Source organism: Tatumella sp. UCD-D_suzukii (assembly GCF_000611875.2).
In the GTDB taxonomy this organism is placed as follows: Bacteria; Pseudomonadota; Gammaproteobacteria; order Enterobacterales; family Enterobacteriaceae; genus Tatumella; species Tatumella ptyseos.
On record NZ_JFJX01000053.1, the window covers coordinates 393,149 to 408,817 of the forward strand.

Genomic DNA, 15,669 nt, shown 5'->3' on the forward strand with positions numbered 1-15,669 from the left:
CACTATAGAACAATTGTGACGATTTTACCGGGCTGATGAAACCCTTAATTCGGTTGTCTGCTGCAGAAAGAAACGATTAATCAGTTTTCCGCCACCGCCGGGGGAGCATATTTTGCAGGGCATTATCTTCACGAAGAAATTGGTGCGCGAGAGCCGCCATCGCGTGCAGACCAATCAGCCAGTAGCCGGAAAGCGCAATGATTTCATGCCAGCGGATAATTTCGCGGCTTAGCATGACATCAGGATGCGGTGATTGTGGCATAGGGATCCCGAACAACTGCCAGGGGATCCCATGCAGATACCGCGAGGTTATTCCCATCACCGGCAGGCCGATAAACAGCAGATAGAGTGCGCACTGGCCCAGCCAGGAAACCACTTTATTCAGCCAGTGTAACCGGGGCGTAATTTGTGGTGATTTGAAGACGCATCGTAACGCCAGACGGATAACCATCACCGTTAAAATCAGCACACCGCAACTCATATGTGTGCCCGTCAGGATCCTGCCTGGCAGAGACCCCCGGGCCGCCATGGTTCGCAACTCGATGGTGGCATACACAATTACCAGCAGTATCAACGTTAACCAGTGCAAACGGATTTGCCAGCGGTGGTAACCCCCCTGATAATTTTCGGACATCATCTACTCCGCAGATTAAAAAAACCGGGTCCGGTGGATGGGTATCTGGCCGGACCACAAAAGAGCAGACAGTATAAGGGAAAACGTGGCGGAAGTTGTCAGTAAACGGGAAGAAGGTTGCAGACAGGGGAAACATCAGATGAACGCCCGGGACCGGGCGTTCACAGGAGGACGGAGATCAGGTGACAGGTTGCAGCCGGCGCATCAGTTTATAACCGACCAGCAGCGCCAGTGATAATAACACGGCGATAAATGCGGCCACGCCTGGCCATCCGTAGAGTTTCCAGAATATTCCGCCTGAGGTGCCGGCAATGCTGGACCCTCCGTAATAGCAGAACAGATACATGGAAGATGCCTGACCTTTGGCCCGACGGGCACGTATGCCTATCCAGCTGCTGGCGATGGAGTGCGCGGCAAAGAACCCCCCGGTAAACATCAGAAGACCGGGCAGGATGAGCCAGACGGATGCAAACAGTGTTAACAGCACACCTGTCAGCATCAGGCCGACACAGCTCAGGAACACCGGTCCGCGACCGAAGCGTGCGCTCATGGCACCGGCCTTCGGCGAGCTCCAGGAACCCGCCAGATAAACGACAGAAATCAACCCGACAGTGGCCTGACTCATGGAATACGGGGCATGTAACAGCCGGTAGCCGATATAGTTAAACAGGGTGACGAAAGCGCCCATCACCAGGAAACCGATAATAAACAGCAGCGGCAGGCCTTTATCACGGAAATGCAGACGGAAATTAATGAACAACGCCTTAGGTTTCAGTGGTACAGGACGAAAATGGCGTGAAGCGGGCAGAATTTTGGCAAACATGACCGCGGCGGCCAGTGCACAGCAACCGATGGCAAGGATTGCAATTCTCCAGCTGGCGATGTCAGTAATAACTCCGGTTAACAACCGGCCGCTCATCCCCCCGATAGAGTTACCGCTGATATAGAGTCCCATGGAGAAAGCCAGTACTCCGGGGTGCATCTCTTCGCTGAGGTAGGTCATGGCGACGGCGGCCACACCGCTGAGGGATAAACCGAGCAGGGCTCGCATCACCAGCATCGCGGTCCAGCTGGTCATCAGCGAAGAGGCGATAGTAAAGCAGCCTGCCAGGATCAGTGCACCGACCATCATTTTTTTTCTGCCTACGGCATCTGAAATCGGCCCGGTGATCAACAGACCGAGAGCCATACAGGCGGTAGAGACAGAGAGCGATACGCTACTCATGGCCGGAGTGATATCAAAATGATGGGAAAGCACCGGAAGTATCGGCTGAACACAATAGAGCTGGGCAAAAGTGGCAAGACCGGCAGAAAACAGGGCGAGGGTGACCTGCAGGAAGGCCCGGGTACCGCGTGTAATATAGGGGGATTTACTTCGCGGTTGGGCAGGGCTCTCTTCTTCCGCTAGCGGAAGCGTCGTCGCCCGGGACGTACTGTTCATGAAAGATCCTCTGTTATTCAGGTGCGGATACTCTAGGAAACAGCAAATAAGTTGTCTAATATATTAATAATCTCAAATAAGATGATTTAAATATGAATATTGAGTTAAGGCATCTGCGCTACTTTATTGCGGTAGCGGAAGAACTGCACTTCGGACGTGCAGCATTGCGGCTGAATATCTCTCAGCCGCCGCTCAGTCAGCAGATCCGCCAGCTTGAAGAAGCCGTGGATGCCTGTCTTTTCGTCCGAAATAATCGACGGGTAGAACTGACGACCGCAGGTGAACAGTTTCTGACCGATGCCAGGGCCATCCTGTTGCAGGTGGATCAGGCCAGCGAGCGCGCCTCCCGACTGCATTACGGCGACAGCGGGGAATTACGTATCGGTTTTACCTCCTCTGCACCGCTGATTAAGCAAATACCGGACGTTGTCTACCGGTTTCGGCGGCGTTATCCGGATGTGCATCTTCACCTGCAGGACAGAAACAGCCGGCAGTTGCTGACCCCGCTGCAGGAAGGGCGGATTGATCTGGCGATCATGCGTAATACTCCGTTGCCGGATGACCTTCAGTACCGCTTATTACAGACCGAAACGATGTGTGCCGTGGTGCATAAAGATCACCCGCTGGCCGGTGAACGAAAAATATCCCTGCAGCAATTACGGGATGAGTCGTTTATCTTCTTCGACCACCAGGGCGGGACGGCGTTGTACAGTGAGATCCTTGGGCTGCTGCAACGTTATGAGGTTACTCCGAATATCACGCTGGAAGTCGGGGACGCGATGGCAATCCTCGGGCTGGTGGCGACCGGGCTTGGTGTCTCTATTTTACCGAGGTCTTTCCGCCGGGCCAGGCTCAGTGAAGTCGTCTGGCTGGAGCTGACCGAAACGGATGCCCGTTCCGAATTATGGATGGTCTGGTCCGCTCACCGACAGGTAACGGCGCCGTTGCGTCATATGCTGGAGTTGCTGGCGACCCTGTCCTGAAATAATCTTGCGTGAAGTCAATCACATTTCCTTATTTGTTGCCATCGTCCCTTTGGTAAATCCACCATAATCACTCTGATTTAGCGGGTAACTGAAAAACAGGGAGGCAGCGAGTGTACGCAGCACATCAGCCAGGACACACCGACCTGATCCGGCAGGTCAATGCCGGGACAGTCTATCGCCTGATTGACTGTTACGGTCCGGTCTCCAGGATCGCACTGTCACGTCTTTCCCTGCTGGCTCCGGCCAGTATTACTAAAATTATCCGCGAAATGCTTGAGGCCCGGCTGGTTCGTGAATGCGGGCTTAATGAACCGGGACTGCGGGGGCGACCGGCAACCGGCCTGGTGCTGGATTGTGCAACCTGGCATTTTCTGGTGTTACGTATTACGGGGCGTTTTCTGTATATTACGCTGCGTGATCTCAGCGGGCATGAGGTGGCAGGCTCACAACAGGATCTGCCGGCGGATCCCGCCACCTGTATTCCCGATTATCTCTCAGAAGTTGTCGGGGACTTTTTTTCCCGCTATAACGCGCTAACCGAACGCCTGACAGCAATCACACTTATTCTGCCGGGGGTGATTGATGCTGCCAGCGGCACAGTGCACCGCATACCTTATTATCACGCAAGAGATATTCCGCTGGCGCAAAGTCTGCATCAGCGGACAGGGCTCACTATTTATGTACAGCAGGATCTGAAGGCCAGTCTGCTGGCTGAACATTTCTTCGGTGCTGCCAAAGGTTCTGATGACATTATTTATCTGGTGGCCGGTCGGCAGATAGAGGCTGCGGTCATCAGCTCAGGCAGACTCCTGCATAAAAACAGCACGACTCAGGCAGAGGTGGGACATACGGTGATGGATCCCGGGGGACGGCGCTGTGACTGCGGCCATTATGGTTGCCTGAATACCCTGGCAGGAAGCAGCCCTCTGACAGAACGCTGGCGCCAGAGTGCCGCAGAGTCCGGCCCCCCCCTGTTGCCGGGGACTGAAATAGCCGCATTGTGTCATGCAGCGCTCTCGGGTCATCTGCCGTCGCAGTCGATTATCCGTTATAGCGGAGAACAGATTGGGCGGAGTCTGGCTATGCTGGTGAATCTGTTTAATCCTGAATATATATTGATAGATTCGGCGCTGAATAATGCCGCAGAAATCTTTTATCCTGCCCTGTATTCCACCATAAAAAAGGAGTCTGTCGCCCGACGCCGCGGTTCGCTGATCATAAAACCTGCCAGCTTCAGCGGGGCAGATACCCGGCCTGGTACCGCGCTGATTAAAGAGGCGTTATACAGTGGTGAGTTATTGCATCAGCTTTTACAAGGTTAAGTTGCCTTAAACTTGCGTTAACGCAATTCCTCCCCCCCGGTAATCCCCTAAAATGCGTTTTACATTCAATTATCTGAACTATCAGTCAGAATTTTCCCGGGGAGCTCAAGTGAAAAAAGTGTTTATTACAGGCACAGACACTGCTGTAGGTAAGACAGTTGTCTCACTGGCCCTGTTGCAGGTCGCTTTACAACAGGGAAAACGTTGTGTGGGTTATAAGCCGGTCGCGAAGAATGCTTTGCCGACCGCGGAGGGCATGCGGAATAACGACGCACTATTACTGCAGAAAGCCAGCTCTGTCGGGCTTGCGTATGAAGATATTAATCCGTTTCCGCTTTCCGGCGATGAAATCAGTACCAGTCCGGGGTGCAGGGTGGATTATGAAGTGCTGACCGCCGGGCTTGATAACATCAGCGAACAGTCTGACTGCGTGGTCGTGGAGGGGACGGGGGGATGGCACTGTCTGATGAATAACGAAAGGCCACTCTCCGATTGGGTCGTCAGTCAGCAATTACCGGTGATCCTGGTCGTCGGGATCAAACTGGGATGTATCAATCATGCCTTACTGAGTGCCGAAGCGATTCTGAATGACGGCGTGCCACTTTACGGGTGGGTAGCGAACCGTATCAACCCGGGGCTGGCAGAATATGCCAGTATTATTGAAGTGCTGAAAAAACAGATTGGTGCTCCTTTGCTGGGGGAAATTCCGTATCTGCCCAGAGCAGAGCAACGTGACTTGACGAAGTTTCTGGATCTGTCACGGGCGGAAGAGGCGATATTCGAGAGTTAACGCCGGGAACAGACAGGAGCAGGGTGCCTGCTCCTGTACCCGGGATTAGCCGGCAGAAGACGGACTGTTGCTGTCGCTCAGACGCTTGTAGACAATTTTCTGGCTGTCGTTCTGGCAATGCCCGACCACCAGGCCACCTTTCTGATCGGCCTGATCGCTTGGTACGATATCCAGGCTGAAGCCGGTCTCAGGTACACCGTTAGCAATGATCTTTTTACTGATATCGGCTTTTACCGACTCGCAAGATGCCTGAGCCAGCAAAGGACAGGCAATCAGCAGGGCACCGGCCCATAAGATTTTACGTTTCATATGTGGTTCCTTTTCTTTGTAAAGACGCAATTGTTATTATCATCAGGGAGTTATCGGACGTCCTGTGCGCCGGTCAAGGCAGCGCAGGGTATTCGGCTCCCAGTAAGCATTGAGATTTGCACTCTGCTCACATTTATCACGGGTATCAAAAGCGTTATCAGCTTTATCAAACTCTTTCTCAACCCTGCGATTTACTTTATGCCGCAGTGAGCGGGTATCATCCCACTGCTGCTGGCGCTCACGCGCTTCTTCTTTTGTCAGCGCATTGTCGCCGTTATCAATAACAATGTGCTGTGTCGCCGCCCGGACGGCAGGTACTGCTGCCAGTGTTCCGCAACCCATCACCGCACACAGAACTACCGGTAAAATCACAGAGGTCTTTTTCATATTGAGTTCCTTTATTCTCAATGACGGACAGCCGGCCTTAGCTGTACCTGCGACTATCAGTATAACATTTGAACGGCTTTTCCTGCCAGCCATGTGTCCGGTGAGGGCACCGTGGCAGGGGCGGCGGCGGCATCAGACATTTTTCATGACTTTCAGACCGCCGTACGCCTGGCAGACCGGCATCATTTCCAGGGTATTAATATTGACATGGGCAGGCAGCGTCGATACCCAGTAAACGGATTCGGTAACATCTTCGGCAGTCAGCGGCTGCGTACCGTCATACACGGAGCTGGCTTTACTGTCATCGCCTTTAAAGCGGACATTTGAAAACTCAGTGCCTCCCACCAGGCCTGGCTCGATATTGGTGACACGAACCGCGGTACCCTGCAGATCTGTCCGCAGATTAAGGCTGAACTGGCGCACAAAGGCTTTGGTGGCTCCGTAGACGTTGCCGCCCTGATAAGGCCAGTTACCGGCGGTTGAGCCGATATTAATCACATGGCCTTTATTGCGGGCGACCATGGCCGGTAACACGGCACGGGTCATAAACACCAGTCCTTTAGCATTGGTATCTATCATGGTCTCCCAGTCATCAGTGCTGGCATTCTGTGCCGGTTCTATCCCCAGTGCCAGCCCGGCATTATTAACCAGGATATCGATAGCCTGCCATGCTTCCGGTAATTCGCTCAGCGCCCGATCGATAGCGTCCTTGTCGCGAACATCCAGTTGTAACGGATACAGACTGTCGCCATGAGTGAGCTTCAGTTGCTGCAGGCGATCGGCCCGGCGTCCGGTGGCAATGACTTTATGCCCGTTCGCGATAAAACGGCGGGTAATAGCTTCCCCGAATCCTGCTGTCGCACCTGTTACCAAAATAATCATAGTGTTTTATGTCCTGTTATTTTTCCTGAGATATGCCATAAACATAGCATTGAAAACTGACCCATGCCTATACCTTATCAATGGTCACGGGCCCCGGGGAGCCGCGACGCCCCTCCATTGTGCATATGTGATCTCTCTGCACTATAGCAGGGCAGGGTTTTCGTGAGCAGCAGTTTCCAACCGGGAATAATTATCAGGACAATCGGTTGCCATCAAAAAGCAAACGATTACCTTTCCGGACAGCCCGGTAAAACCCGCACATCAGTAATAACCCGGGGGAAATTATTTAACGTATTGAAAATAAAAGACTAATTTAAAAAAATCCTCTCTGGCACGTTACTTGCAAACTTCCTGTCATACCACTGATACGTGATCAGCAGATTTCGGGACAGAGATCGGAAAGGAGACGGGGAGCTATGATGTCAAAGAAACGCCTGCAGGGGTTCCGTGCTGCATTTATACACTATGCGGGAGTGGCACACCACAGTGATGAAATCGCCGGGCAGTTTCGTTATCTGCCCGACGGACTGTTATTAATTGCCGACGGAAAGGTCGTTTCGCTGACCCCCTGGGATGACGGTAACAATGTGCCGGAAGGCTGTGAATTCACTGATTACCAGGGACGGTTGATCCTGCCCGGGTTCATCGACACCCATATTCATTTTCCGCAGACAGAGATGATTGCTGCTTATGGTGAGCAGTTACTGGAATGGCTGGAAAAGTATACCTTCCCGGTGGAAAGCAAGTATGGCGACAGTGAATATGCCAGTGCGATGGCCGCATTCTTTATCCGTCAGCTGTTCAGCCATGGTACTACTACTGCGCTGGTCTTTGCGTCTGTGCATCCTCAGTCCGTGGATGCGCTCTTTCGTGAAGCACAGAAGTATGCCATGCGCATTATTGCCGGGAAAGTGATGATGGACAGGCATGTGCCCGAGGCGTTACTGGAAGACCCGGCGGAAAGCGCCCGACAGACCCGGCAGTTGATTGAGCGGTGGCACGGTAAAGGGCGGCTGGGTTACGCCATTACCCCGAGATTTGTTCCCACCTCCTCACCGGCATTACTGGAACAGGCCGGTGTATTACGCCGTGAATATCCGGATGCCTGGATGCAGACCCATCTGAGTGAAAATTTACGGGAAATTGAGTGGGTCAGTGAACTCTTCCCGGAACATGACAATTACCTCGGCGTGTATGACCACTATCAGCTGACGGGTAAACGCAGCGTCTTTGCACATTGTATTCATTTGCAGGATAAGGAATGGACGTGTCTTCAGCAGACCGGCTCCTCTGTCGCCTTTTGTCCGTCGTCCAATCTGTTCCTCGGCAGTGGTTTGTTTAAGCTGTCTGCAGCGAAGGCGAGGAAGATCCCGGTCGGGATAGGGACAGATGTGGGTGCCGGTACCAGTTTCAGTCTTCTCCGTACACTGGGGGATGCCTATAAGGTGCAGCAATTGCAGAGTTATAAACTGAATGCCTGCGAGGCTTTTTATCATGCCACGCTTGGCGGTGCTCATGCCCTGGACCTGGATAGCGTTATCGGTAATTTCGCACCGGGTAAAGAAGCTGACTTTATTGTGGTTGACCTGACGGCCACACCGCTACAAAAACTGCGTTGTTCCGGAAGTACCGATATCCTCGATAAGCTTTTTGTACTGATGACGTTGGGTGACGAGCGCAATATCACGCATACCTGGGTAAACGGCGAATGTGTATGGACACAGGGAGAGACAGAGGAGAATGACCATGCAATTTTTGCTTAATCAGCAGCTGATCACGGTCAGTCATCTTGACCCGAATATGACGGTACTGAATTACCTGCGGGAAGAAAAACAGCGTTGCGGCACCAAAGAGGGATGTGCCTCCGGTGACTGCGGTGCCTGTACGGTGGTGGTGGCGTCACTGGAAGAGGATAAGCTGCACTATGAGACGGTGAACAGTTGCCTGACACTGGTCAGTGCCTTACACGGTAAACAATTGATCACGGTGGAAGACCTGCAGGAGGGACAGCATCTGCATCCGGTACAGCAGGCCATGGTCGATAACCATGCCTCTCAGTGCGGTTTCTGTACCCCGGGCTTTGTGATGTCACTGTTTGCCTTAATGAAACATGGTGGTTCTGCCGGGCATACAGAGACGGAACTGGCGCTGGCCGGTAATCTTTGTCGCTGTACAGGTTATCGCCCGATCCTGCAGGCAGCCAGTGATATTGTGAGTCAGGGAATGAGTCAGGATCAGTTTCTGCGCCATCAGGCACTGACGAAAAAACAGCTTAATGCGATACAGACACCGGAAATAAAGATCCTGCAACAGGGAGAGCGGATCGGTTATCTTCCACAGAATATGACACAACTTGCCGGACTTTATCTGCAACATCCCGATGCCGTGCTGGTGGCCGGCGGTACGGATTTATCTCTGGCCATTACCCAGTCCCGTCAACGGTTTCCGGTGCTGGTGGCGCTGAGTCATGTCCCGGAGCTGAAACACTGTTATCGTCAGGGGGGATCGCTGTTCATCGGCGCGGGGGCCAGTCTGACCACGGTTGCCGCCTTCCTTGCGCAACATATCCCGGCGACAGGTGCATTCTTTACCCGGTTTGCATCGTTACAAATCCGTAATCAGGGAACGGTTGGTGGTAATCTTGCCAATGCATCGCCGATCGGTGACTGTGCGCCAATGCTACTGGCCATGGATGCGCAACTGTTACTGCAATGCGGGGAGCAGCAGCGTCATCTGCCCCTGGAGAAATTCTTTACCGGTTACCGGCAGACCCGCCTCAGACCGGGTGAGTTTATCCGTTCAGTAATCATTCCATCCGTGACACTGTCACAAAAAACAACGCTGCATAAGGTCTCAAAACGAATTGACGATGATATTTCTGCGGTCTTCGCCGCGATTACGATCTCTGCAGACCATCAGGGACGCGCAGATCATGTGCGGGTTGCCTTCGGAGGGATGGCTGCGACGCCCTGCAGGGCTTATCGTTGTGAAGCGGTGCTCTCCGGGCAGGTCATCACTGCGGCGCTGATTGAGCAGGCCTGTGCAGCACTGTCTGAAGATTTCCAGCCATTGAGTGATTTCCGGGCCAGTGCCGGCTACCGCCGTGATGTGGCGGCGAATCTTTTACGTCGCTGGTATTTCCGCTATAGCGATCCTTCTGACCTGACGGAGATCACTGACTATGTCTCATAATTCTGTCGCGCTCTCCCGGGAAGCCCTGAAAGCACTGTTTGACGCAGAAAGCCCGGCTACGGTAGGCAGCCCCCTGATCCATGAGAGTGCTAAAAAGCATGTCTGCGGTGATGCGATATATATTGATGATAAAACCTGCCTGGCCGGGACGTTGCATCTGGCTCCGCGGCTCAGTGAACATGCCCGTGCGCGGATTGTGGCTATGGATGTCAGCCGCTGTTATGAAGTGGCGGGGGTGGTCAGGGTGATCACTTGCCAGGATGTGCCGGGGGTCAATGACATTGGCCCGTTAGAAGCAGGGGACCCGTTGCTGGCCGATGGCGAAGTGTTCTATCACGGGCAGATCGTGCTGGTGGTTGCGGCAGAAACCCGTGAGGCGGCCTTTGAGGCGGCGGCGCTGGCAGTGATCGAATGCGAGCCGATGGAAGCCGTGCTGGATGTGCGTCAGGCATTGTCGCAGCAGTTGTATGTGCAGGAACCGCATCGTCATCAGCGTGGAGATGCAGCGGCGGCACTGCGCCTGGCAAAACACCGTCTGCAGGGGGAATTTTCCATTGGTGGCCAGGAACACTTTTATCTGGAAACCCAGACGGCACTGGTCCTTCCGGCCGAAGACAACTGTATGACCGTCTATTCCTCAACCCAGAACCCGACCGAAGTACAGAAGCTGGTGGCTTCTGTACTGGATATACCGATGAGCCATGTGGTTATCGACATGCGCCGGATGGGGGGCGGATTCGGGGGAAAAGAAACCCAGGCCGCCGGGGTGGCTTGTCTCTGTGCGGTGGTTGCCCGCCTGACAGGACGGCCAGCCAAAATGCGCTTATCCCGCAGTGATGATATGCAGATCACCGGTAAGCGCCATCCGTTCTATGTCCGTTATGAAGTGGGTATCGATGAACAGGGCCGTTTCAGCGGTGTGAACATTGACCTGGCGGCAGACTGTGGTTATTCGCTGGATCTGAGTGGTTCGATTGTCGATCGTGCGATGTTCCATGCGGATAACGCCTATTACCTCGGGGATGCCTGTGTGACCGGTTACCGCTGCCGGACCCATACGGCATCTAACACCGCCTACCGGGGCTTTGGCGGCCCGCAGGGGATGCTGGCGATTGAACATATTATGGGGCATATCGCCACTTTCCTGGGATGTGACCCGCTGGTTGTTCGTCAGCTTAATTACTACGGCGGCGAGGGGCGTAATACTACCCATTATTACCAGCAGATTAAGCATGATCGGATGCCGGAAATTACGCAGCAGCTGATTAACGACAGCGATTATCACCGGCGGCGTGAAGACGTTCGGGCTTTTAATGCTTCCCATGCCCGGGTAAAACGCGGGCTGGCACTGACTCCGGTAAAGTTCGGTATTTCGTTTACCTCCGGTTTTCTGAACCAGGCCGGTGCGCTGATACTGATTTATACCGATGGAACCGTGCAACTGAACCATGGTGGTACAGAAATGGGTCAGGGGCTGAACACCAAAGTGATTCAGGTCGTGGCGCAGGTATTGCAAATCAGCCCGTCGCAGATCCGTATTATGGCCACCGATACCAGTAAAGTCCCGAATACCTCACCGACAGCAGCCTCCAGCGGGGCTGACCTTAACGGTAAAGCGGCACAAATTGCGGCCACCACCTTACGCACGCGTCTGACAGAGATGCTGGCAGAGAAACATCAGTGCCGTGACGACGAGGTTGTGTTCCGGAACGGCGTCGTGCGTGCCGTTGATCACTATTACAGTTTTGCGGATGTCGCTCAGATGGCCTGGCTGAATCAGGTACCATTATCCGCGACCGGGTATTATAAAGTCCCTGAAATTCACTACGATCGGGCGGCAGGGCGCGGACAACCGTTCTATTATTTTGCCTACGGTGCTGCCTGCTGTGAGGTGATTATCGACACTCTGACCGGGGAATATCGCCTGCTAAGGACAGACATTCTGCATGATGTCGGCGCATCGCTGAATCCGGCCCTGGATATCGGCCAGATTGAAGGGGGGTTTGTTCAGGGTCAGGGCTGGCTGACCTGCGAAGAGTTGTTCCGGGACAGCAGTGGCAAACTGCTGACCCGCGGACCCGCCAGTTATAAGATCCCGGCCATCAGCGATATGCCGATCGATTTCCGGGTCAAATTGCTGGAAGAGAGAGAGAACAGTCAGCCGACGGTCTATCACTCAAAGGCGGTGGGAGAACCCCCCTTTATGCTGGCGATCGCGGTGTTTTGTGCCCTGCAGGATGCGATTTCGGCGACAACGGACTACCTTCATTATCCACTGACCGACAGCCCGGCAACCCCGGAGCGGGTTCTGGCAGGAATACAGAAACTGCGGGAGGCCAGGGATGGACAATGACGACTGGGTCACCCGGCTTGCGGAGTTGCGCGAAGCGGGGATGCCATGTGTACTTATCACCGTGACGGGAGAGCGCGGCTCGGTTCCCCGCGGCGGCGGCAGTAAAATGATTATCACCGCAGAGCAGAGCTGGCTGACCATCGGCGGGGGGCAGCTCGAATTCCGGTGTATGGAAATTGCCCGTGAAATGCTGCAGCAGGGAGAAAGCCATCCCCGCTATGAGCAGTTTTCGCTGGGAGCCAGATTTGCCCAATGTTGTGGCGGGGCCGTCTCCGTCTTTTTTGAGCCGCTGTGGAATGCACGCCCGCAGATTGTGGTTTTCGGGGCCGGCCATGTAGGGCGGGCTCTGATTACGTTACTGGCAACCTTGCCCTGTCAGTTGGTATGGGCGGACAGCCGGGCGCAGTATTTACAGCAGGCTCCTCAGGGGGTGCGCTGTTGTTGTGAGGAGGAATTAACTGACGTGGTGACCGCCGCCGCGCCGGGCAGCTACTTTGTCGTGATGACGCATAACCATGACCTGGATTTACAACTGGCAGAACAGGTGCTGCGCCGTGGTGATTGCCGGTATCTGGGGGTAATTGGGTCACAGACCAAACGGCAGCGGTTTCGTTACCGGCTGGAAGGCAAGGGGATATCGTCAGGACAACTGGAAACCCTGCGTTGTCCCGCCGGGATTGCTGAAGTGAGCGGTAAACTCCCGGCCGAAATTGCCGTCTCGATTGCCGGGGAAATCATTGCTGAATATCAGAAAGATCGCTGCTGACGACGTCTTTATTTCCCACCGTCCACGTGAGCCTGTCTGAATAAGGGGCACGCAGGCCGCGGGGAAGGACGGTATGACCATCACAGCCTGCTCAGGGCTCGGGGTATAATGCCGGAGGATCACCGGCATAGCGCCCTGCACAGTGCCTCTGTCAGCCCAGCGGGCCTCCTTCAATTGTTTCACACATCCCGGCAAGGACATTGACACCATCTTCACGGGTCAGTGCCTGATACCAGGCAGCGGTAACCTGAGGGTCTTTAGCGTGGGTTACATCACAGCGTTTACGGGCTTTCAGGATCAGGTCTTTCACACGCTCATTCCGTCGTTGCTGATAACGGAGCAGACTATCTTCGATGCCCAGCGAATGTGAAGCCAGTACCGAGGCCAGTACCACAGCATCTTCCATGGCCGCACAGCCTCCCTGGCCGATATCCGGAGTGGTACTGTGTGCGGCATCTCCCAGCAGAGCCACACGACCTTTAACAAACTCCATAAAGGGTTCTATATCATGGATCTCTACCCGGTTTGTCGTCTGCGGGTCAATAGTATCAATCAGACGTTGTACCGGTTCCGCCCATCCACGGAAATAGCCTTTCAGGTCTTCTTTGACCGTACTGCGGTCTTCCGGTAATCCCTTCGGCAAAGGAACATCAAAAAAGAAGTAGAAACGGTTGCCGCTGACCGGCATCAGAGAAACGCGCTTACCTTCACCGACATAAGTTGTCCACTGATCGGCAGGCGCGATAGACTCATCAATGGTGACCAGTCCGTTCCAGTTTACATACCCGGCATAGCGGCGCTCAGTGGGGATTTCCCGGACGTATTCACGCACTACAGAGTGGGTACCGTCTGCCGCAATCAGGAAATCACCTCTGGCATGACTATTGTCATCAAACCAGACGCTGACACCTTCCGCATCCTGTACTACCCGACAGACACGTTTACCAAAATGGATTTTTTCGGCGGGGTAACTATCAATCAGCAACTGCTGCAGCTCAGCCCTGGCGACCGGATAGGGGGACTCACCGACACGTGACACCAGGGGAGCCATACTGAAGCGGGTCATATCGTTGCCGCTGACAAAATCGCGGTAGGCCATCCAGGCCATGTTCCCGCCCAGTGCTTTTACCGCATCGCGCAGGCCAAGGTAGTTCAGACATTTCACCCCGTTTGGCCAGACAGAAATAGCGGCACCCACGGGCTTAATTTCTTTCACGGCTTCGTAGACTTCAGCATCATAACCACACCGGCCGAGTGCCAGCGCTGTGCTCATCCCGCCAATACCTGCACCGATAATTATTGCTTTCATTTTTTTCTCCTTTTGCGGACAGGAGAATGGCTGCAACTTTTGTACCAACCCGAAAGCCAGAGATTTTTTTGACGGGACACATATAAACTAGTGGAGATACAGGGGGTTAAATAATTCTGAGCTGCATCGTGATGATGCACGTGAACAGTGCAAACATCATTAGTCGCGCGAAGGGTGCACTAAGAAAAAGCAGACTGAATCGATGGTTTCATCTGCCGGTAATTTTGAAGACATGCTGTCGGTGAACATAAACCGGCAGAGGGGAGCTCTCAGCTCAGCGGTAAGACAGAGTCATAATTCCGCGTGAATGGGTCGTATTGAGCCAGTTCATCTGACTGGTACCGAAATCCGGCGGAAGCGTGGCTGTCGTGAGCTGAGGCAAGGCTTGTGTCGCCACGGGCCGGATAGTCTTCGGGCAATTAAATTCGCTATTATGATAATCGTAACCACATGCAGACTGATAAATATATCCGGTAAATTGAATGGTTCCGTCACTTGAATAACTGCTGAGACAGAAAAACAAAAAAAACAAACTAACCCCGACCCTGAATATTTTCATTCATTACTCCGTGCATAAAATTCGTTGGTATATAGTCATCGAAGAAATTAATAAATCAGATTCAGATAATGATAGATCTCTACCGATCGCAGAAACGTACTGCCAGCCACCGGGAATCAATAATGCGACATAAAATAAACGGGCAGAGGGCGTAAAACGATTCCGGATTACAGTCAAGAAATCAATGATAGATTTTTCCTTTGAAAACCTGTTCTCTGATTAATTTATTAGCCTTTACATTTTTTATCAACTGTTTCTTTCCGTATTTTAAGTGAAATAAAAAATACCAATGCAAATCAGTCGATTGAGGTTTTCAGTAAGGGGACGGGTTCTGTAGTCATCGACGACAGGATCGCAGGGAGCTGGCAAAACAAATTATATTTGTAGCTATAATGTAAATAATAACAACAAATTAGTTACAAAACCCTGTGTGCGTTCATCTTCCCGGCATCAAGCGTCCTGCCCGGGACGTTAATCGGTGATAGTTTCTGCCGCAGGGATATCTTTCTCAAATAACTCCGTGAGAAAATATATTCAGAGCTATGTATTCTTAGAATAAACAGCAGTATGAAGTTCTTCAGTCAATATAATATTACGGGCAGGGCAAGATAATAGTGGGCGCTGAAATTCAATTATCGTTTTAAAATAAATATCCCTGGCGTGAATAACTACTGATCCCTGAAAAGAAGAATATATATATACTGCGTGACCTCTGCCATTCTACGACTTCACGTTTAAT

14 protein-coding genes are annotated in these 15,669 nt (G+C 53.0%); 7 read left to right on the forward strand and 7 right to left on the reverse strand.

Annotated elements, in window-relative coordinates; genetic code table 11:
• Positions 1–76 precede the first annotated feature (76 nt).
• Both CG67_RS11755 and CG67_RS11760 read right to left on the reverse strand, forming a co-directional pair.
• Complete coding sequence (locus tag CG67_RS11755) at positions 77–637, reverse strand: cytochrome b/b6 domain-containing protein (RefSeq protein WP_235501129.1); 561 nt, start codon at positions 635–637, stop codon at positions 77–79.
• Positions 638–812: 175 nt separating this feature from the next.
• Positions 813–2,075 (reverse strand): MFS transporter, encoded by a 1,263-nt coding sequence (locus CG67_RS11760; RefSeq protein WP_025903142.1) that lies wholly within the window; start codon positions 2,073–2,075, stop codon positions 813–815.
• 92 nt (positions 2,076–2,167) lie between these two features.
• Between CG67_RS11760 and CG67_RS11765 the strand changes: the two genes are divergently transcribed.
• From CG67_RS11765 to bioD, 3 genes are all read left to right on the forward strand, one after another.
• Complete coding sequence (locus CG67_RS11765) at positions 2,168–3,058, forward strand: LysR family transcriptional regulator (protein WP_025903143.1); 891 nt, start codon at positions 2,168–2,170, stop codon at positions 3,056–3,058.
• Between the two features lie 113 nt (positions 3,059–3,171).
• Positions 3,172–4,383, forward strand: coding sequence for an ROK family protein (locus CG67_RS11770; protein WP_025903144.1), 1,212 nt, complete (start codon positions 3,172–3,174; stop codon positions 4,381–4,383).
• A 109-nt stretch (positions 4,384–4,492) separates the two neighbouring features.
• Positions 4,493–5,173 carry a dethiobiotin synthase gene (gene bioD / locus CG67_RS11775; protein WP_025903145.1) on the forward strand — a complete coding sequence of 227 codons (681 nt, stop codon included), beginning with the start codon at positions 4,493–4,495 and terminating at the stop codon, positions 5,171–5,173.
• Between the two features lie 45 nt (positions 5,174–5,218).
• On the opposite strand, the gene CG67_RS11780 is transcribed toward bioD, so the two are convergent.
• From CG67_RS11780 to ydfG, 3 genes are all read right to left on the reverse strand, one after another.
• Entirely contained in the window at positions 5,219–5,482 is a 264-nt protein-coding gene (locus CG67_RS11780; RefSeq protein WP_029990393.1) for a DUF1161 domain-containing protein, read from the reverse strand.
• 42 nt (positions 5,483–5,524) lie between these two features.
• The gene (locus tag CG67_RS11785; RefSeq protein WP_025903146.1) at positions 5,525–5,869 is read right to left on the reverse strand and encodes a DUF1283 family protein; all 345 of its coding nucleotides are present in this window, start codon (positions 5,867–5,869) and stop codon (positions 5,525–5,527) included.
• A 132-nt stretch (positions 5,870–6,001) separates the two neighbouring features.
• The gene (ydfG, locus tag CG67_RS11790; protein ID WP_025903147.1) at positions 6,002–6,751 is read right to left on the reverse strand and encodes a bifunctional NADP-dependent 3-hydroxy acid dehydrogenase/3-hydroxypropionate dehydrogenase YdfG; all 750 of its coding nucleotides are present in this window, start codon (positions 6,749–6,751) and stop codon (positions 6,002–6,004) included.
• 419 nt (positions 6,752–7,170) lie between these two features.
• On the opposite strand from ydfG, the gene guaD reads away from it, so the two are divergent.
• Genes guaD through xdhC form a run of 4 tightly spaced genes read left to right on the forward strand, consistent with a single transcriptional unit; the run spans position 7,171 to position 13,062 of the window.
• Entirely contained in the window at positions 7,171–8,514 is a 1,344-nt protein-coding gene (gene guaD, locus CG67_RS11795; RefSeq protein WP_152975061.1) for a guanine deaminase, read from the forward strand.
• Entirely contained in the window at positions 8,498–9,943 is a 1,446-nt protein-coding gene (gene xdhA, locus CG67_RS11800; RefSeq protein WP_025903149.1) for a xanthine dehydrogenase small subunit, read from the forward strand. The genes guaD and xdhA overlap by 17 nt, the downstream gene beginning before the upstream one ends.
• Positions 9,933–12,296, forward strand: a complete 2,364-nt coding sequence (xdhB, locus tag CG67_RS11805) for a xanthine dehydrogenase molybdopterin binding subunit (RefSeq protein ID WP_025903150.1) — start codon at positions 9,933–9,935, stop codon at positions 12,294–12,296. The genes xdhA and xdhB overlap by 11 nt, the downstream gene beginning before the upstream one ends.
• Positions 12,286–13,062 (forward strand): xanthine dehydrogenase accessory protein XdhC, encoded by a 777-nt coding sequence (gene xdhC / locus CG67_RS11810; RefSeq protein ID WP_025903151.1) that lies wholly within the window; start codon positions 12,286–12,288, stop codon positions 13,060–13,062. The genes xdhB and xdhC overlap by 11 nt, the downstream gene beginning before the upstream one ends.
• 151 nt (positions 13,063–13,213) lie before the next feature.
• Here xdhC and hpxO read toward each other — a convergent pair whose 3' ends face one another.
• Together hpxO and CG67_RS11820 are read right to left on the reverse strand one after the other, a co-directional pair.
• Positions 13,214–14,371 carry an FAD-dependent urate hydroxylase HpxO gene (gene hpxO / locus CG67_RS11815; RefSeq protein WP_025903152.1) on the reverse strand — a complete coding sequence of 386 codons (1,158 nt, stop codon included), beginning with the start codon at positions 14,369–14,371 and terminating at the stop codon, positions 13,214–13,216.
• Positions 14,372–14,645: 274 nt separating this feature from the next.
• Positions 14,646–14,930 (reverse strand): hypothetical protein, encoded by a 285-nt coding sequence (locus CG67_RS11820; protein WP_025903153.1) that lies wholly within the window; start codon positions 14,928–14,930, stop codon positions 14,646–14,648.
• Positions 14,931–15,669: the final 739 nt, after the last annotated feature.